Source organism: Sorangium sp. So ce185, assembly GCF_051526825.1.
Classification (GTDB): domain Bacteria; phylum Myxococcota_A; class Polyangia; order Polyangiales; family Polyangiaceae; genus Sorangium; species Sorangium cellulosum_D.
Genome location: NZ_CP150316.1, coordinates 12,197,368 through 12,214,775 on the forward strand (window position 1 = coordinate 12,197,368; position 17,408 = coordinate 12,214,775).

General features: G+C 72.9%; 17 protein-coding genes. 13 read left to right on the plus strand and 4 right to left on the minus strand.

Annotated elements, in window-relative coordinates:
* Positions 1-211: 211 nt before the first annotated feature.
* The 4 genes from WMF26_RS44985 to WMF26_RS45000 all read left to right on the plus strand — a co-directional run bounded on the left by WMF26_RS44985 (position 212) and on the right by WMF26_RS45000 (position 4,530).
* On the plus strand, positions 212-1,780 hold the full coding sequence (locus WMF26_RS44985; RefSeq protein WP_437997734.1) for a porin: 1,569 nt from the start codon (positions 212-214) through the stop codon (positions 1,778-1,780).
* Between the two features lie 187 nt (positions 1,781-1,967).
* Complete coding sequence (locus WMF26_RS44990; protein WP_061624988.1) at positions 1,968-3,248, plus strand: penicillin-binding transpeptidase domain-containing protein; 1,281 nt, start codon at positions 1,968-1,970, stop codon at positions 3,246-3,248.
* Between the two features lie 460 nt (positions 3,249-3,708).
* Positions 3,709-4,005, plus strand: coding sequence for a hypothetical protein (locus tag WMF26_RS44995; RefSeq protein ID WP_148314458.1), 297 nt, complete (start codon positions 3,709-3,711; stop codon positions 4,003-4,005).
* Positions 4,006-4,347: 342 nt separating this feature from the next.
* Complete coding sequence (locus WMF26_RS45000; protein ID WP_437997735.1) at positions 4,348-4,530, plus strand: hypothetical protein; 183 nt, start codon at positions 4,348-4,350, stop codon at positions 4,528-4,530.
* Positions 4,531-4,729: 199 nt separating this feature from the next.
* On the opposite strand, the gene WMF26_RS45005 is transcribed toward WMF26_RS45000, so the two are convergent.
* From WMF26_RS45005 to WMF26_RS45020, 4 genes are all read right to left on the minus strand, one after another.
* On the minus strand, positions 4,730-5,230 hold the full coding sequence (locus WMF26_RS45005; protein ID WP_437997736.1) for a hypothetical protein: 501 nt from the start codon (positions 5,228-5,230) through the stop codon (positions 4,730-4,732).
* Positions 5,231-5,289: 59 nt separating this feature from the next.
* The gene (locus WMF26_RS45010) at positions 5,290-8,340 is read right to left on the minus strand and encodes a BamA/TamA family outer membrane protein (protein ID WP_437997737.1); all 3,051 of its coding nucleotides are present in this window, start codon (positions 8,338-8,340) and stop codon (positions 5,290-5,292) included.
* Between the two features lie 24 nt (positions 8,341-8,364).
* Positions 8,365-9,336 carry a hypothetical protein gene (locus tag WMF26_RS45015; RefSeq protein ID WP_437997738.1) on the minus strand — a complete coding sequence of 324 codons (972 nt, stop codon included), beginning with the start codon at positions 9,334-9,336 and terminating at the stop codon, positions 8,365-8,367.
* Between the two features lie 218 nt (positions 9,337-9,554).
* The gene (locus WMF26_RS45020) at positions 9,555-10,535 is read right to left on the minus strand and encodes a methionyl-tRNA formyltransferase (RefSeq protein ID WP_437997739.1); all 981 of its coding nucleotides are present in this window, start codon (positions 10,533-10,535) and stop codon (positions 9,555-9,557) included.
* Here WMF26_RS45020 and WMF26_RS45025 point away from each other — a divergent pair.
* The 9 genes from WMF26_RS45025 to WMF26_RS45065 all read left to right on the plus strand — a co-directional run bounded on the left by WMF26_RS45025 (position 10,508) and on the right by WMF26_RS45065 (position 17,324).
* Positions 10,508-11,338 (plus strand): cell division ATP-binding protein FtsE, encoded by an 831-nt coding sequence (locus tag WMF26_RS45025; RefSeq protein WP_437997740.1) that lies wholly within the window; start codon positions 10,508-10,510, stop codon positions 11,336-11,338. The genes WMF26_RS45020 and WMF26_RS45025 overlap by 28 nt on opposite strands.
* A 46-nt stretch (positions 11,339-11,384) precedes the next feature.
* Entirely contained in the window at positions 11,385-12,278 is an 894-nt protein-coding gene (locus tag WMF26_RS45030; protein WP_437997741.1) for a cell division protein FtsX, read from the plus strand.
* Positions 12,275-13,282 (plus strand): murein hydrolase activator EnvC family protein, encoded by a 1,008-nt coding sequence (locus tag WMF26_RS45035; protein ID WP_437997742.1) that lies wholly within the window; start codon positions 12,275-12,277, stop codon positions 13,280-13,282. Before WMF26_RS45030 ends, WMF26_RS45035 begins: the two co-directional genes overlap by 4 nt.
* Positions 13,283-13,377: 95 nt before the next feature.
* Complete coding sequence (rph, locus tag WMF26_RS45040) at positions 13,378-14,151, plus strand: ribonuclease PH (RefSeq protein WP_061622322.1); 774 nt, start codon at positions 13,378-13,380, stop codon at positions 14,149-14,151.
* The gene (gene rdgB, locus WMF26_RS45045) at positions 14,148-14,771 is read left to right on the plus strand and encodes an RdgB/HAM1 family non-canonical purine NTP pyrophosphatase (protein WP_061622323.1); all 624 of its coding nucleotides are present in this window, start codon (positions 14,148-14,150) and stop codon (positions 14,769-14,771) included. The genes rph and rdgB overlap by 4 nt, the downstream gene beginning before the upstream one ends.
* 121 nt (positions 14,772-14,892) lie before the next feature.
* On the plus strand, positions 14,893-15,267 hold the full coding sequence (locus WMF26_RS45050; RefSeq protein WP_437952179.1) for an AtpZ/AtpI family protein: 375 nt from the start codon (positions 14,893-14,895) through the stop codon (positions 15,265-15,267).
* Entirely contained in the window at positions 15,257-15,721 is a 465-nt protein-coding gene (locus tag WMF26_RS45055) for an ATP synthase subunit I (protein WP_437997743.1), read from the plus strand. The genes WMF26_RS45050 and WMF26_RS45055 overlap by 11 nt, the downstream gene beginning before the upstream one ends.
* Before the next feature lie 203 nt (positions 15,722-15,924).
* Entirely contained in the window at positions 15,925-16,695 is a 771-nt protein-coding gene (gene atpB, locus WMF26_RS45060; protein ID WP_437315976.1) for a F0F1 ATP synthase subunit A, read from the plus strand.
* A 290-nt stretch (positions 16,696-16,985) separates the two neighbouring features.
* Positions 16,986-17,324, plus strand: coding sequence for an ATP synthase F0 subunit C (locus tag WMF26_RS45065; protein WP_061622327.1), 339 nt, complete (start codon positions 16,986-16,988; stop codon positions 17,322-17,324).
* The last annotated feature ends 84 nt before the right edge of the window (positions 17,325-17,408 follow it).

The window sequence follows — 17,408 nt, forward strand, 5'->3', positions numbered from 1 at the left end:
GGCGCCACCTCCGGCCGCAGCACCCGCGCCGCCTGCCGGTGCGGTGCCGCCTGCCGGTGCGGTGCCGCCCGCCGGTGCGGTGCCGCCCGCCGGTGCGGTGCCGCCCGCCGGTGCGGTGCCGCCCGCCGGTGCGGTGCCCCCCGCCGGCGCGGTGCCGCCTGCCGGTGCGGCAGCGCCGACACCGCCGCCTGCCGCCGCGGCGCCGGCGCCGGTGCCGCCGCCGGCAGAGCAGCTTCCGCCGCCGCCTCCTCCTGGCGCGCCGGCGACCGCCGCACCGCCGCCGCCGCCGCCGCCGGCGGAGGTGTTCGCGCCGACCGCCGAGGCCGCGGTCGTGAAGGAGCAGCAGCCGCTCGCCGGCTGGCACGGCGGTTTCTTCTTGCGGGACGCCAGCGACACCTTCCGGCTGTACCCGAAGGGGAGGATGAACCTCGACTTCTACAGCACCTTCGGCGGCGGCGTGTCGGACGTGAACGCGACGAGCGGCGGGGGCGCGCTCAAGCCGCGCTTCTTCGTCCGCCGCGCGCGGCTGGAGCTGGCCGGCGAGTTCCTGAAGAAGTGGTCCTTTGACGTCGACGTCGACTTCGGCGGCCAAGGGCTCGCGAACATGAACGGCAGGACCGAGAACGCCGCCGCGGCTCCCGGCCAGACGCCGACCGCCGAGACCGCGCGCTTCGCCCCCGTCGAGAGCACGACCTCGAACGCGGTGCTCGCCGACGTCTGGATCAACTACTCGGTCATGCCCGCGCTGAACTTCATGTTCGGGCAGTACTCGACGTTCTTCTCGATGGATAACCAGACGAGCGACAACACCTCGACGTTCCTCGAGCGCAACATCGCGACCCGGAGCTTCACCTACCCCGAGGGCAAGGACATCGGCCTGACCATCTGGGGCGACGTCGCCGACAGGAGGCTCGTCTACGGCGTCAGCGTGCTCAGCGGCGACGGGCAGAACCGGCCCGGCGTCGACGCCCCGCCCGATTTCGTCGCCCGCGTCTTCGCGCGCCCGTTCGGCGGCGACAAGAAGGCGTTGCTCGCGAAGGCGCAGATCGGCATCAGCGCGCGCCACGGCGAGCGAGACCAGGAGTTCGTGGGCTACGACTACTCGCCCATCAGGACGGGGCAGGGCTACGCGCTCTGGGGCGCCGGCTACACGGACTCGCTGAGGCGCCCGATCCACGTCATCCCGTCGGGCGCGCAGAACGCGATCGGCGGCGAGCTCCGGCTGCCGATCGAGATGGTCGAGCTCCGGGCCGAGGCCTACTACGTCGCGAACAACACCCGCGAGGCCGTGGAGGGCTATCAGCTCACGAACACCGAGCGGCTCGGGCAGGTGAGGGGGCTCGGGTGGTACGTGCAGCTCTCGGCGTGGCCGGTGGGCGACACCTTCGTCAGCGGCGATCCGGGGTTCAGCCCGCGCCCCACCAAGATCGACCTCTCGAAGGAGCTCGAGAAGCCGAAGTCGGGCCTCGAGGTCGCCGCGCTCCTCGCCGGGATCAACGCGACGTACGACGGCGCGTCGCGCGAGGGCGCGTACGACGAGCGGACGCCGGGCGCCGAGAACGGGCCGGGCACCGACCTCAACGTCCTGCAGATCGGCCTCGCCGCGAACTACTGGCATACGAAGAACGTGCGGCTCGGCGTGAATTACAGCGCCTACCTGACGCCGGGCAGCGGCTCGAGCGACAACCTGCTCCGGGTGCCGGGCAACACCCTGACCGAGCCCGATCCGGACGCGCACGCGCTGCACGAGCTCAGCGCCCGGCTCGGCCTGTCCTTCTAGGCGCGCGTCGCGCCTCCCCCGCCGCGGCCGGCGCGCCGGCCGCGCTCCTCGATCGTTCGTTTGCCCTCCAACGAAGCGCGCCGGCAGGCCTCCCTGCGCGGCGCGCCGCGGTGCGGCCCGCGCAGGCCGGCCAAATGGCGCGCCTCAATTTTGGCCCAGGACACCCCGGCGGGGTACCCGTCGGGCCATGCGCGAGATGCGTCAGTGGATCGCCGTCGGTGCAGCCGTGGGGCTCGTGGCGGTGACCCTCCCCATGCTGCGCGAGCACGACGTCCAGCTCGGAGGGCTGCTCGCCAAGAAGACGACCGCCGGCGGGCCGAAGATCACGCGGACCGTGACGCCGCCGCCGCTCACGGACCTCGACCTCACGCGCATCGACGACCGGAGGAGCCCGCCGACGGCGCCGGCGCACGGCAGCCGCGTCGCGGAGCTGACCATCGACCCGATGTACCAGCGCGCGGCGATCGGCTTCCTGCGGGCCGGCCAGGTCCCGGAGGGCGCGGTCGTGATGACCGATATCCGCACCGGGAAGGTGCTCGTCTGGGCGAGCTACGTGCACGAAGGCGCGCTGCACGACGTCGCCGCGGAGGCCACCGCGCCGTCGGCGAGCGTCTTCAAGGTCGTGACGGGCACCGCCCTCGTCGAGGCCGGCCTGAGCCCGAACACGAAGCAGTGTTACTCGGGCGGCGAGCACTCGATCCGGCCGGCCGACATGATCGACAACAAGCGGCGCGACAAGTACTGCGCGACGCTCACGCAGGCGATGGGCCGCAGCATCAACACGGTGTTCGCGCGGCTCGCCGCCAAGAACCTCGATCACGAGAAGCTCGGCGCCGTGGCCGCGAAGCTCGGCTGGGGGCAGGACACGCCGTTCGACGTCAACGTCGCGACGAGCACGATCGCGCTGCCGGAAGACGAGCTCGGCTTCGCGCGCACCGCGGCGGGCTTCTGGAACACGACGCTGTCACCGTTCCAGGGGGCGAACCTGGCGACCACCCTCGCCAACGGCGGCGAGATGATCCGGCTCCACGTCGTGTCGAGCGTCAAGGACGAGATCGGCGAGATCTACCAGGGCGTGAGCGAGCGGCAGGTGCTCAAGCGCGTGATGGACGAGACCACGGCGAGCGCGGTGACCACGATGATGGAGGCGACGGTGGATAACGGGACGAGCTATCGCTCGTTCCACGACCGCAACGGCCGCGCCTACCTCCCGGATATCCGCGTCGCCGGCAAGACGGGGACGCTCACGAAGCCGACGCCCGAGGGGCCCTTCTACACCTGGTTCGTCGGCTTCGCCCCGAGCCGCAAGCCGGAGGTCGCGATCTCGGTGATGGTCGCCAACGGCGCGAAATGGCGCGTGAAAGCGACCAACGTCGCGTGCGACATGCTCCGCACCTACTTCGCGGACAAGGGCGCGCCCGGCGTGACCGACCCGAACAACCGGACCGGATCGACCGCCCGGCGGTGACGCACGCCCGGGCCGGCCGCCGAGCCGCGGCGCGAAAGGCCCGGGTCCGGCGCGCCGCGCGGCGTCGCGCGGCGCGGCGCAGCAGCGTTCGAGCACGGCGAAGCTCCGGACCGAGCCGACTCGGCCGGCAGCGCCGCCCGCCTCCGGGCCGGGCGTCAGGGAGACCACGCGTCGGGCTGCGTGACCCGTCGCATCGCCGAGTGCGCTCGGCAGGATTCCGCCCTGGCCGCGATCCAACAATCCGGCGATGGTGGCCCGCGCGAGCGATGTGCCCGCTCGATGGCTGCCGGGTTTGCAGGACCATTGTACGCCCGCGGCAGCGATCCATTTATAGAACTTTTCCGCCCGGGGCCGGCTCCGCGACCACCTGCTCGCCGTCCGCGGCGCGAAGGTCCGGGCCGCTCCGATGCAGCCGGACACCCTGGTCCAGGGTGGGACCTAGTTGCGAGAGGTGCTGCTTGTGCAGCTTGTGCTCGGCCGAGATCTGCGTGCTAGCATCTCTGTTGTGCAGGTTGTGCTCCGCAAGCTCGGCCGGGGATCGCGCGCAGTCGTTGGCCGGCTCGTCCGTGCACCACGGAAAGGCTCGGTCATCGTCATCGAGTTCTCCGACGGAATGCATGAATATGTGACGACGCCAGTCAAGCGCGTGTTGCGCCTCGCCGGGCGCGAGGTCTTCTACATAGAGACCGTGAACTCCCGGTACCGCCTCGAGGTCCGCGGCCGCGAGGTGGCGCTGGACGGCGCGGTCGGCGGCTGAGCGCTGCCGGGTGCGCCCGGGCAGCGCGAATCCCGCGCGCGACCTGCCGACGTGCTGACGTGCCAGCGTAACAGCGCGCAACTCCCCGACAAATCGCGCAGATCCCGCAGGCGGAGGCCCACGAGCGGTCGGCCTGGCCGGGCGTCGTACTGCACGCGCGTCTAGCGCGAGAACTGCGTTTCGAAGCGCATTGCCCCTTGCGCTTCCATGCGCTCTTGGGCAGAGTCCCGCTCCCTTTGAGGGGCCCCGCGGTAGGCCATCCACCGGTGCAGGATGGGGCTCGCCTGGCGAGCTGTCGTCACGATGCCGCGCCCGTGCCCCCGACCGTGAGGAGATTGAAGCATGGGCAAGCGCGATCGTCGCCAGTCGATGAAGATGAGGCGCCGCAAGGCGCAGGCTGCCAAGAAGGAGCGCGCCAAGCGCAGCAAGCTGTCGCGGGCCACGACGGAGGTCGCCGGCAAGGCGAAGAAGCCCCGCGCCCCCAAGAGCGCCGCCGTTCCCGCGACTCCTGCCCCGGCTTCCTGACGGTGCGCGGCCGGTCCGCCGGCCACGCGCTGGATCCATCCCGCAGAACCGTCCCGACATTCCTCGAGATCGCGCCCGCCGGCGCCGTGAGGCCCCGGCGCGATCCCGGCGATCGCCACGATTGCGCGCGCCGGCGCCGTGAGGACCCCGGCGCGCGGTCCGCCGCGTAGCCTCGTGCCGCCCGGCTCAGCGGCGCCGTTCACTCGTCGCGAATGACGCGCGTGTGAAGGCTCATGCCGGGTCGCCGGCCCGGGTCGATCGCGCTCGCCGCCTCGCCGGCCGGCTTCTCCTTGGGCGGCGGCTCGCCGAGCAGCCCAGTGTCGCCGTCTCTTCGCTCCTCGCCGACCAGCTCCCAGTGGCCTCGCTCGTCGCGCCAGCGCTGCGCGATCCGGGTGGTACGGACCGTGGCCTCGTCGTGCCGCAGCCAGAGGACGTCGAGGTAGACCTCGGCCTCGTCGCGCTGGGTCATCTCGAAGCCGCCGAACTCCACGTCGACGACGCGGAGGCGGGCGCCCCAATCGGCGTGGCGGCGCATGAAGTCGTCCCGCGCCCTCGAGCCGACGCGCTCGAGCGCGACATCCATGCGGCCGAACCGGGCCGCCGTGTTCATCTCGAGCGCCGCTTCGGTGAGGCGCTGGGAGTTGCTCGGGGCGATGCCACAGCCGGCGAGGGCGAGGCTCAGGGCGAGGAGGGCGCGCATGGCCGACCACCGTGGGCGAAGGGGCCGGCGCGGGCAAAGTTTCCGGCGGCGCGGGGCGCTCAGAACGAGTTCGTCGCGACGAAGTAAAACTGGCCGCCCGGGATCGCGAGCGGGCTCAGGCCGAGCGCGTACCCGAAGCGCAGCTGCGACGAGAGGACGTACCCGAGCGTCAGGCTCAGCCACACCTCGCCGCCGATCGAGGTGTGCAGCTGGGGCGAGTAGAGCAGGCTCCCCTGCGTGAAGAGCGCGAGGTCGTCCATCTCGAAGCGGTTGAATGCGCCGCCGTGGTCGAGGAAGAGGCTCGCGTCGATGCGGCGCAGGTAGAGCGGCAGCGTCGAGAGGCCGCGATCGGGCTCCAGGACGGGCACGCGGTACTCGAACGTCTGCGAGAAATACGAGCGGCCGGCCATCACGCCCGGCGCGTAGCCGCGGAGCGTGAACGAGCTATTCGTGACGCCGGTGAGCAGGGTGTCGACGAGCGTGAGGTTCTCGAGATCGTACCCGCCGACGGCGTAGGCGGCGCCCCGAGGGAAGTTGCCGCCGGAGACCGCCCCGGCGACGCGGAAGGCGAGGGTGTGGTCGCCAGGCCAGGGCATCGCGACGTAGGCGCTGAGCGAGGTCGAGAACGCGTAGGTCGTATAGCTGCTGCCCGTCTCCGGGCCGGCGTAATCGAGGCCCGCGTTGAGCGAGATCCCGCGCGGCGCGCCGGACGCCTCGATCGAGCCCTCGGCGTTCGAGAACCCATAGCCGAGGTGCGCGAGGTTCAGCGTGCCCTGCGGCGGGAGGATGGTCCGCGGCGCGTACGGGTCGAGCTCGCTGCCGACGGGGAGCTGCCCCTTGAAAGCGACGCTGCTGAACGACGCGGCCAGGCTCTGCCGCGAGAACTCGCCGCGGATCGGGTAGCTGACGCCCGAGACGACGCCGATCGATCGCTCGTCGTAGGTGACGTTGCGGCCGCTGATGCGGTAGCCGCTGCGCGGCGTCATGGCGTAGTACGCGCGGACGCCGAGATCGATGGGCAGCCGCCCGTAGGTGTACCCGACGAGGACGGTCGGGGCGGGCGCGTCCGGCTGCACGGTGAGCTCGCCGAAGACCGAGTGACGACCGACGATGTCCGAGCCGGTCACGCTCACCGTCAGCGCGTTCGACCCGTAGCTCCCGGGCGCGTAGTCGAGCGTGATCGCGCGCGGCGCGAGCGTCGGAAGCGGGTTGTACGGGGAGCGCTCGAGCCGCACCGCCGCGGGCGCGGTCGGCGGATCGGGGCGGTCGGTCGGGGGCGCCGGCGCCGGGAGGAAGCGCGCCGGATCGAGCGGCATGACGAAGAGGTCGTGGCCGCGGGACGTATATCCGACATAGACAAGCGTCTTGCCGTCGGGGCTGATCGCCGGATGGAAGGCCCCGAGTCTCACGTTGGTGACCTGCCGCAGCGCGCCGGTCGAGAGCGCGTACGCGTAGACGTTGTGGATGCCCGTGCGGTCCGAGGTGAAATAGAGCGTCTCGCCGTCGGGCGACCAGACCGGGCTCATGTCGGTCGCGCGATCGCGCGTCACCTCACGGAAGCTGCCGGTGGCGACGTCGACCACGCGGATGTCGCGGTAGCCGCCGGCGGTCCAGGCGCTGTAGGCGAGGCGCTTGCCGTCGGGGGAGAACGACGGGGAGTAGGCCTGCTCGAAGCGGGCGCTCGGCACGAGATCGCGCCGCTCGGAGAGGGCGCCGTCCCGCGAGAGCCGCGCGATCTCGAGGTAGCGGGTGCCCTTGCTGTTGAGCGAGAAGGCGACGAGATCGCCGGTCGGGCTCACGTCCGGGGCCGAGGACCGGAGGCCGCGCGTCAGCCGGCGGCGCGAGGGCTCGTCGCCGTCCGGCGCCTCCTCACCGCGCGGGAGGAAGACCAGGTCGTCCCGGTAGTACTGATTGCGCCACGGCATGAGCGCCGCGAAGATCATGTCGCCGGCCGGCGTGAACGCCGGTCGCGAGGCCGTGTTGGTGCGCGCGACCAGCGTTTCCTTGCGCTCGGTTCCGGGCGCGGGCGCGGCGAGCGAGAGGCGGTAGATGCCGGGGCGCTCGCGGCCGTCGTCGCGGAAGTAGACGATCTCGTCCGCGGACGTCCGACGCGCGACGGGCGGAACGAACCGCGGGTAATGGACGGTGCGGCCGTGGTGCGTGAGCCGCGCGCCTTCGCGGAGGCCGCGCGCCTCGACGGCCGCCATCTGCTCCCGGTAGAGCCGGCGGAGGTGGTCCTTCCAGCCCTCGTACAGCTCGACGTAGGTCTTGCCGGTGACGCGGCGGATGGCGCGGTTGATCCCCCACGGGACGAGCGACGCGCCGTAGTCGGCGGAGACGGCGCGCATCGTGTTCGGCCCGTAGACGTCGAGGATCCATCCCAGGAACCTCGAGCCGTAGAGGTACCAGAGGGTGCCCTGCGGCCAGCGGAACGGGGAGCTCGAGATCTGATCGAGCCCCGCGATGTTGTCCTCGAGCACGTCGGCGCGCAGGTACATGTCGAACATGGTCGAGCGCATCCGGCCGCCGCTCGTGTGGTTGCTCTCGCTCACGACGGCGAGCCCCTCGATGATCCACCGCGGCTGCACCTGGTTCGGCGAGAACGACTTGCCAACGATCGCGTTCAGGATCGCGGGGATGCCCGACGTGTTGTCGATGTGCGCGATGTGCGTGAACTCGTGCGTGAGCAGGTCGAGGTACCAGTCGTCGTAGTCGCCCAGCGTCGACATGTCCTCGGGCCCCGACGCGAGGAGGTGGATCGCGTTGTACGGGAGCGTGCCGGCCGAGCCGTTCGCGATCTCCGAGTCGTCGGTGATCACGATCTCGGTGCGGTCCCGCGGGGCGTAGCCGAGCGCGCCCTCGACGCGCCCGTAGATCGTCTCGGCGAGCACGGCGATGCGCGCAGCGACGGGCTCGAGGCCCTGCGGGTGGTGCACCCGGAAGTGGTCGGTCTCGTAGGTCCAGAACGCGAGATCGGGATCGCCGGTCGCCCGGGCGGGCCGCGGCGCGAGGAGCAGCAGCGCCGCGAGGGCGACGGCGGAGAGGACGGAGGCTGCGCGGCGGAGCGGCCGGCTCGCCCGCGAGCCGGAGCGCGAGAAGAAACGGTTCACCAGGATCGAGGCGGCGTGGCGGCGTCAGAGGTCGTCGTAGAAGAGCGGCTCCCTGTTGCGCGTGAACCGGGAAACGAGCTGGCGGCCCTCCGCCGAGATCTGCGTGATCCGGGCGCCGAAGCCCGGCTCGGCCGAGTCCTTCGAGCCGCCGGCCTCGCGCGTCCACCGGACCGCCGCCAGCGCGGTGAACTCGTAGTCGCCCGGCAGGCGGACACGCAAGGTCACGACGGAGCCGATCGGCGGGATCTTGTAGGTCGCGACGAAGATGCCCCCGTGCTCGATCACGTCGTTGCCAGCGAGCCCCTTGTAAAAGTTCGACGGGGTGAGAGCGCCTAGCTCGACGTCGACGACGGCGGCGGGCGCGCGGTTGTCGACCGGCGGCGGCGCGGCCTGGGGCGGCGGCGCTCGGCGCGCGTCCGCAGCCGGATGAGGCGCGGCGGGGTACGCGGGCGGGGCCGGCGCATGCCGCGGCGGCTGCGGCGAGGGCAGCGTCTGCTGGAGGTGCGCAGGGGCGGCCACCGCGACCGGCGCAGGGGCGGCCACCGCGACCGGCGGCGGCGCAGCGACCGGGGCGGGCGCACGGGCCGCCGCGACGGGTGCGGGCGCGGCTACCGGGACCGGGACCGGTGCAGGCGCAACTGCGACGGGCGCAGGCGCAACTGCGACGGGCGCAGGCGCCACCGCGACGGGCGCAGGCGCCACCGCGACCGGCGGCGGCGCGGCCGCCGCAGCGGGCGCCGGCGGCTGCGCGCCTGCGGCGGCCTGCGCCCTGCTCAGCGCGTGCACCTTGCTCAGCGAGGACGCGACGTGCTCCATCAAGACGTCGATCACGGGATCGGCCACCGTGATCCTCTGCAGGCGGTTCAGGACGTCGCGCACGTGGCCGAGCGCGACCTCGCTGCCGTCGAGGGTCTGTCCCCCGGAGCGCTCGATGCGGTGCATGATGCCCATCGCCTGCGCGATCGGCTCGGCGAGCGCCTCGACGTCCGGCGACACTCCCCCGTTCGACTGGAGCGCATTGAGCGCCGATGCGAGCAGTTCGCGGGCGCTTTTCGCAAGCTGCGCGGGTTCCGACATGAATCCTCCGAAGGGCGCATCCTACGCGGTCGCGCGCGCGCAGGTTCAGGTTTCGATGGCCCGCGCGCCGGCCAGGCGACCCCGCCGGCGCGGCGGCCGGCGCCGCGGCCGGTAGCCGAGCGCGCCCGGGCCGGCCGTCACCCGCTCGGCGCGCCCGACGCCACGAGCGCCGCGAGCTCGCCCGCCGACGCCGGCTCGCCGTCGATCTCCCCCTCCAGCAGCGCGACGGCCGTGTCGCCGGTCCTCACGAGGACCACCCCGCCCTGCGCCACCGCCTCGCCCGGCGCGAGCGCTCCCGGGAAGGTCGGCGCCGGCGCGGCCCGCAGGACGATGACGCAGGCGCCCTCGATCTCGGTCCACGCCCCCGGCGCCGGCGCGAGGGCGCGGATGTGCCGGAGCACGCGCTCCGTCGGCCAGGACCAGCAGATCGCGCACGCCTCGTCGTCCGGCGCGGGCGCCTGCGTCGCGAGCGCCGGATCCTGGGCGACGCCCGCCACCTCGTCGCCGCGCGCGAACCGGGCGACCGTGCGTCGCAGGACGCGCAGGCTCGGCCGGTCCAGCGCGCGGGCGAGCTGCCACGCGGTCCACGCCGGATCGATCGGGAGCCGCTCCTGGTCGAGGATGTCTCCGGTGTCGTACTCCGCCTCGATCCGGTGCGCCGTGACGCCGCTCTCGGCGTCGCCCGAGGCGATCGCCCAGTAGGTGGGATCGGGCCCGCGGTGGCGCGGGAGCAGCGAGGGGTGCACGCCGATCCCGCCGAGCCGCGCCGCCCGCACGAGCGACATCGGCAGGCGCGTGGTCCAGAACCAGCTCACCAGGAGATCGGGCGCGAGCGCCTCGACGCGCGACCTGAGCTCGGGCCGCTCGACGTCGGGGCGCAGGAGGAGGCGCTCGCCGAAGAGGCGGCGGGCGCGGCGGAGCCCCACCGCGTCGGCGCGGCTGATCGCGGCGAGCGCGATCTCGTGGCCGTCGCCGTGGAGCAGCAGCGCGGCCAGCGGGAGGCCGAAAAAGGCGACCCGGAGGGGGCGCTCGCCCGGGCGTCGGCCGAAAAGTTTTCCGTGTCCGAGCAGGCTGATAGGTGAAGGGTCCGATGGCGGCGCCCCCTCCGCAAGGCTCATTTCGTCCGGCGCTCCGGCCCGGCCACCGCTACGACGCGTCCGCCGCGCGCCGGCCGATCCTCGTGTTCGAGGACGTATATAAGTCGTACCGCGCGGATCAGCCGGTGCTCCGAGGGATGTCGCTCTCGATCGAGCGGGGCGAGTTCGTGTTCATCACCGGCCCGAGCGGCTCGGGCAAGAGCACGCTCCTCCGGCTCGTGCACCGCACCGAGCGCGTCGACGACGGCCGGATCCTGTTCCTCGGCCGGGACGTCGCGCGCCTGACCGACGCGTCGATCCCCGCGCTCCGGCGCAACGTCGGCTTCGTGTTCCAGGATTTCAAGCTGGTCCCGAGCTGGACGGTGTTCGACAACGTGGCGATCACGCTCGAGGTCCTCGGCCTGCCGTCGCGCCTGCTCCGGACCCGGGTCGGCGAGGCGCTCGAGCGCGTCGGCCTGTCGGGGCGCGGCGGCGACCGGGCGCAGGTGCTGAGCGGCGGCGAGCAGCAGCGCGTCTCGATCGCGCGCGCGATCGTCGGGGAGCCGGCGCTGATCCTGGCGGACGAGCCGACGGGCAACCTCGACCCGCAGCTCGCGATCGATCTGCTCGGGCTGTTCGAGGACATCCACGAGACCGGCACGACGGTCCTGTTCGCGACGCACGATCGGACGCTGCTCGACGTGCGCCCGCGGCGCGTGGTCGTGCTCGACGACGGCAAGGCGACGGACGTGCCGCACGGCCTCGGGTCCGGCGGCGAGCTCGCCGGCGACGACGGCGACGCCGTCGAGGACGAGATGGACAGCGGCGTGCGCGGCGCGGCGTAGCGCCGAGGGCTCCGGCTCAGGCTCCGGGGATAGAAGAGGGAACGGGATGCAGACGAGCGAGCGTGACGATCGGCGGAGATGGCTTCGCACCTGGCGGGCCGGGAGGAGCGACTGGCGCCTGCAGGCGCTGTCGATCTTCTCGCTCGCGGTCGCGTTCGTCTGCCTCGCGTCGGCCCTCCTCGTGGTCACGAACCTCATGGCTGTGCGCGATCGCTGGTCGCGCGCGGGCCGCGCCACGGTCTACCTGCGCGACAGCGCGACCGACGCGGAGGTCGCGGAGCTCACCCGCGCGCTCGAGGGCACGGACGGGGTCAAGAAGGTCCGCCTGGTGACGAGCGCCGAGGCGCGCCGCGAGGTGGTGCACGACGACGGCGACAAGGCCCTCGCCGCGCTGCCGCCGAGCGCGTTCCCCGCGTCCCTCGAGGTCGGCTTCACCGAGGAGATCTCCGACGAGGCGCTCGCGTCGATGACCGTGAAGCTGCGCGCCCTGCCGGCCGTGGACACGGTGGAGACCTACCAGCGCTGGACGGAGCGGCTCTCGTCGCTCCTCGGCGGCGGCGTGGCCGCGAGCACCTGCCTCGCGGCGATCGTCCTCTGCGCCGTCGTCAGCGTCATCGGCTCGACGATGCGCCTCCTCTTGCACCGCCGGAAGATCGAGGTCGAGGTGCTGAAGCTGGTCGGCGCGACCGACGGCTTCGTGCGCCGGCCGTTCATCGTCGAGGGCGCGACGCAGGGCGCCGCCGGCGCGGCCGGCGCGCTCCTCATGCTCGGCGCGCTGTTCCTGATGGTGCGGGGCCGCTTCGATCACGAGCTCGCCAACCTGCTCGGCGTCTCGCCGTCGTTCCTGCCCTGGGAGGTCGCGCTCGGCATGGTCGGCCTCGGCGCCGCCCTCGGCGCCGCCACCGCGCTGCTCACGCTGCGCAAGATGGTGGCCGTGTGAGGCGCCGCGCCCGGCTCGCGCCGATCGCGCTGGCGCTCTTGACCGGCGCGGCGACCAGCGGCGCCGCGGTCCCGGCGGCCGACGCCCCGTCGTCGCCCTCGGCCTCCCTGGCGGCGCCGGCGGCGCGCCCGAGCTCCGCGCTGGCGGAGAACGATCTCGATCGGCTGCTCGCGAAGCTCGACGCCGAGGAGAAGGCGCTGCGCGCGGAGCTCGACTCCATCGGCCCCGCGCTCGAGCTCACCCGCCGCCGCATGGTCGCGCGCGGCCGCGCGTACTACCGCCACGTCCGCGCCGGCTTCCTCCCGGTGGGCGGCGGGTTCGACGCGCTGGTCGACCACGCCGCCCGCGTGGAGCGCACCCGGCTCGCGCTCGAGCGCGATCTCGCCCGCGAGGCCGAGCTGACCCGGCGCAGCGCCGAGCTCGCGGATCGGCTCACGCACCTCGGCGCGGAGCGCGCGCCGCTCGAGGTGCACCGCGAGGCGATGAACCGCGCGCGGGTCGCGCTGGCCCAGGAGGAGGAGCGCCGCGCCGCGTTCTCGCGCGCGTTCGAGACGAGCGTGCGCCCCGACTACCTCGCGATCTACGGCGCCGACACCGGCCCCGCCGAGCTCGATCGGCGCGCCGGCTTCCGCTCCCTCCTCGGCCGGCTCCCCTTCCCCATCGCCGGCCGCGCCGAGGTGCGCAAGGTGTCGCGCCGCGGCGCCGGCGGGCCCGGCGTCGAGCTCACCGCGCTCTCCGGCGCGCCGGTCCGCAGCGTGGCCGCGGGGCGGGTCGCCTTCGCCGACACCTACGCGGATTACGGGCTCACGGTGATCGTCGATCACGGCGAGCGGCACTACTCGGTGTACGCGAACCTCGGCGCCGCCGACGTGCGCGCCGGCGATCAGGTCGCAGGCGGGGCGCGGGTGGGCACGGTCGGGAGCGGGCCGGACGGCGCGAAGCTCTACTTCGAGCTCCGGCGCGGCGCCGACGTGATCGACCCGGGCCCCTGGTTCGGGATGTAGCGACGCAGGACCGCAGCGACGCAAACCGCAGGGCGCCTCGCGCGCCGCCGCGACGCGAGCCCGTGCGTCGCCCGAGTTGTGCTAAGGCGGCCCTCGTGAATCGCCCTGACGGCCGCGCCCTCGACGTCCACCGCCCGGTGGAGATGATCCTCGGGTTCCACCGCAACGCGGAGGGGTCCGTCCTCTACCGCGCCGGGAGGACGGTCGTGCTCTGCACGGCGTCGGTCGAGCCCACCGTGCCCGCGTGGATGATCGGCAAGGGGGCGGGCTGGCTCACGGCCGAGTACCAGATGCACCCGCGATCGAGCCCGACCCGGAGGGAGCCGCGCGACGGGCGGGGCAAGGCGCCGAGCGGGCGCACGCAGGAGATCCAGCGGCTCATCGGGCGCGCGCTCCGCGCGGCGATCGACATGAAGCAGCTCGGCGAGCAGACGATCGCGATCGACTGCGACATCCTCGAGGCGGACGGGGGCACGCGGACCGCGTCGATCACCGCCGGGTTCGTGGCGCTCGCGCTGGCGCTCGACCGGATGCGCGCGGCCGGGTCGCTGAAGGGGCCGGCGCTCCGCGATCAGGTGGCGGCGATCAGCGTGGGCCACCTCCCGGGCGGGCTCGCCCTCGATCTCGTGTACACGGAGGACAGCGCGGCGCGCGTCGACATGAACGTCGTGGCGACCGCGGTCGGCGCGATCGTCGAGGTCCAGGCGACCGCCGAGGACGAGGCCATCCCCCGGACGGAGCTCGACCGCATGATCGACCTCGCGCTCGCGGGCGTGGCGTCGCTCGCGAGCGCGCAGCACCGCGCGCTGAGCGACGCCGGCGTCGACCTCGCGGCGCTGTTCCAGACCGATCACTGGAGGGTCGCGTGAGCCGGGAGCCGCTCTGCCTGCTCGCCGCGACCTCGAACCGGGGCAAGCTCGCGGAGCTGCGGTCGCTGCTCGCCGATCTCCCGATCGAGGTGCGCTCGCTGGCCGAGGTGTTGCCGGACGCGCCGCCGGTGGTCGAGGACGGCGCGACGTTCCTGGAGAACGCGCTCCTCAAGGTGCGCGCCGGGGCGCTCCGGTCGGGCCTGGTGACGCTCGCCGAGGACTCGGGGCTCGAGGTGGACGCGCTCGGCGGCCGGCCGGGCGTGCGGTCCGCCCGCTTCGCCGGCGAGCACGCGACCGACGCGGAGAACAACGCGGCGCTGCTCGCGGCGCTCGCGGACGTGCCAGACGACCAGCGTCGAGCGCGCTTCCGCTGCGTGATGGTCCTGCTCGATCCGCGGTCTGCGGAGCAGCCCGTCGTCACCGAAGGGCGCTGCGAGGGGTGGATCGCCAGGCAGCCCAAGGGCTCGGGCGGCTTCGGCTACGACCCGCTGTTCGTCGTGGAAGCGTACGGACGGACCATGGCCGAGCTCGGCGAGGCCGAGAAGAACCGCGTGAGCCACCGCGGCGAGGCGGCGCAGGCGATGCGCTCCGCGCTGGAGGCGCTGATCGCGCGGCGGTAGGCTGGCGCGACGCGCGACGCGCGACGCCGTCGGAGCGCTCCGACGGCGGTTGACCCCGTCCGGGACCGCTTGTAATCGCGACCCGAGGCACCCAGGTACTGCCTGGTGATCGGATCCCCTGATGAAGCAGGACTGGAAGGCCGTCGGAAGCTACGGGACCGTCGGTCTCGAGGTGGTGCTCTGCATCCTGGTCGGCCTGTTCATCGGCCGCTGGCTCGACGCGAAGCTCGGGACCGAGCCGTACCTCGCGGTGCTCTGGTTCTTCTTCGGCCTCGGCGCCGCCGGCAAGGCGGTCCACCGGGCGTGGAGGGAGATGCAGGCGGCGGCCGCGCGCGAGGAGCGCGAGCAGGGCAACCCCGCGCCGATGTTCGACGACCGCAAGGCGCTCGCGGACGAGCGCGCGGCGAGCGGTCACGGGAACCGCCGGGCGGACTCGATCGACGTGGTCCCCTACCCCGACGAGCGGCAGCCCGCGAAGGAGCACGATGAGCGCTGAGCGAAGCCCCGGGACGCGCGGCGGCGGCCCGCCGCACGAGGAGCCGGACGCGGACGGACAGCCCGGCGTCGGCGACGCGACCATGCGGGCCGTGCTCCGCTGGGTGGCCGGCACCGCGGCGGTCCTGGCCGTGGCCGCGCTGCTCGCGTACGGCGTGCGCGCGGCGCTCGGCGTCGGCATCGGGGGCGCCATCGCCACCGCGAACCTGTACGTCTTCGCGCGCATCGTCGACGCGTTCCTCTCGCGCAGGGGCCGCACCGTGTCGTGGACGCTGATCGCGATCATCAAGCTCCTCGGCCTGATGGGCGGCGTCTGGCTCGTCCTGAAGAGCGAGCTCGTCTCGGGGGTCGCGCTGATGGTCGGCTACGCCTCGCTCGTGGTCGGCATCACCCTGGGGACGCTGTTCGGGCCGAAGCCCCCGGCCGACGGAGCCCCCCCTGGCGCTCGCGGCTGAGCTCCCGCGTCGGCCGGCGCCGCCGCCGGCGACCCGCGCGACGCGGCGGCGCGTCGGCGCGCTCCAGGGTGCCCACCGTAAAGGAGTTGTGGTAGAGGCGAGGCCCCTCGACCGAGGGCGAACTCCCCCAAGGCGCGCCGGCGCGCGCGGCCGTCCCGGCACAGCCGCGCGGCCGTCGGCGCCGCGCATCGACGACGAAAGCCATGCCTGAGCATACAGGGTTCCTCACGTACCTCCTGGCGCAGCTCCCCGGACTCCGGGAGAACGCTCGCAACATCGGCAAGACGTTCATCGGTCACCACACGGTCGACTACCGCGGGACCGAGCCGATCTTCATGAGCCTCCTCATCATGGTGCTGTTCGTGCTGCTCGCGAGCGAGGTGCGCGGGCAGTACCGGCGCCTGAACGAGTCCGTGGTCCCGGAGGACAAGCTCACGCTGCGCACGTTCTTCGAGGCGTTCTTCGGCTACTTCTACGGCATGGCTCGGGACGTGATGGGGCCCGAGAACGCGAAGCGGTACTTCCCGCTCATCGGGGGCTCGGCGGCGTTCATCTTCTTCTCGAACGCGTCGGCGCTCATCCCGGGCGTGAACCCGCCGACCTCGAACCTGAACGTCACGATCGGGTGCGCCGTCGTGGTGTTCGTCCTTTTCAACTACTACGGGCTGAAGGAGAACGGCTGGGGCTACATCGCCCACCTCGCCGGGCCGAAGTGGTACCTGGCGCCGCTCATCTTCCCCATCGAGGTCATCTCCACCTGCGTCCGCCCGGTCACGCTCTCGATCCGGCTCATGCTCAACATCGGGGTCGACCACCTCGTGGCGAGCATCTTCCTCGGGCTGGTCGCGCTGTTCGTCCCGGTGCCGCTGATGTTCCTGGCGATCATCGTCATCGTCGTGCAGACGCTGGTGTTCTGCCTGCTGAGCTGCATCTACATCGGGCTCGCGACGGAGAAGGCGGACCACCATCACTGATCGCTTCGCCTGACCGCTCGATCAGGCATCACCCGGCGCCGAGGAGAACGGCGCTGGAGGTGAAGAGAAGGCTAGCCAGCCCTCGAAAATCGGATTAGAGGGGCCCCGCTGTCGATGGGTTGCCCCAGAGCGGTGGGTGGACTGCACGAGCGCGTCCCCTACCGAGCAGTCGAAGAGGTCCCGGGAGCGATCCCCGGTTCTCGAGGGGGTGCCGCCCGCGCGGCCCCCGACCCACGCAGATGTACGCATGCAGCCCCGCGGGCTGTGTGGCTTGAAAGGAGCAGATTCGGATGTCGCTGAAGAGCAAGCTGTCGCTGTCCGCCGTTGTCGGCACTGCGCTGGTACTGGTTCCCGCTATGGCGCTGGCGCAGGATGGCGCGGCGTCGAACAAGTACGACGCGAACTCGTGGCTCGCCGTCGCTGCCGGATTCGCGATCGGCATCGCTGCCCTCGGCGGCACCATGGGCCAGGGTCGCGCCGCTGCGGCCGCCCTCGAGGGTATCTCCCGGAACCCGGGCGCCGCGGCCCGGATCCAGACCCCGATGATCCTCGGCCTGGCGCTCATCGAGTCGCTCGTGCTCCTCTCCTGGGTCATCGCCTTCTTCCTCCAGGGCAAGATCGCCCTCTGAGCCAGCGCCGGCCGCGCCCCATCGGGCCCGGCTCCGCTGCTCCTTTCTCCCCTCCCGCTGCGCCGGCCGAGCGCCCCCTCGATG